Origin of the sequence: Ensifer sp. ENS08 (genome assembly GCF_014852195.1) — a bacterium.
Taxonomy (GTDB): Bacteria; Pseudomonadota; Alphaproteobacteria; order Rhizobiales; family Rhizobiaceae; genus Ensifer; species Ensifer adhaerens.
In genome coordinates this window covers 1-630 of the sequence record NZ_JACVBF010000053.1, presented here as the reverse complement: position 1 = coordinate 630, position 630 = coordinate 1, and the positions used below count along the sequence as shown (strand labels likewise).

General features: G+C 65.1%; 1 protein-coding gene. It reads left to right on the top strand.

The window, feature by feature from the left end; genetic code table 11:
* Window positions 1–630, top strand: a 630-nt coding sequence (gene cysT / locus IB272_RS34465; protein WP_192445894.1) for a sulfate ABC transporter permease subunit CysT, incomplete at both ends; no start/stop codon positions are given.

The following is a 630-nucleotide window of genomic DNA, read 5'->3' as shown; positions in this document are numbered from 1 at the left end:
TGTTGATCCCGTTGTCGGGACTGGTGTTTCGCGCCAGCGGGCTCGGCTGGGCGCAGTTCGTGGCGCTGGCGCTTGATCCGCGCACGCTCAATGCCTTGAAGATCTCCTTCGGCACGGCCTTTATCGCTGCCGTTATCAATCTCGTCTTCGGCGTCATCCTCGCCTGGGTATTGGTGCGCTACCGGTTCCCCGGCAAGCGGGTGATCGACGCCATGGTCGACCTGCCCTTTGCGCTGCCGACCGCGGTGGCCGGCATTGCGCTGACGACGCTCTATGCCCCGAACGGCTGGATCGGCCAGTTCCTGGAACCGCTTGGCCTCAAGATCGCCTTCACCCCCGCCGGCATCGTCATCGCCCTGATCTTCGTCGGCCTGCCCTTCGTGGTCAGGACCGTGCAGCCGATCATGGAGGAGATCGACAAGGAAGTGGAGGAGGCCGCAGCCACCCTTGGCGCCAGCCGCTTCCAGACGATCAGCCGGGTGCTTTTGCCGGGGCTCTTGCCAGCCGGCCTCACCGGCTTTGCGCTCGCCTTTGCCCGCGGTGTCGGCGAATACGGCTCGGTGATCTTCATCGCCGGCAACCTGCCTTATGTCTCGGAGATCGCGCCGCTGCTGATCGTCATCCGGCTCG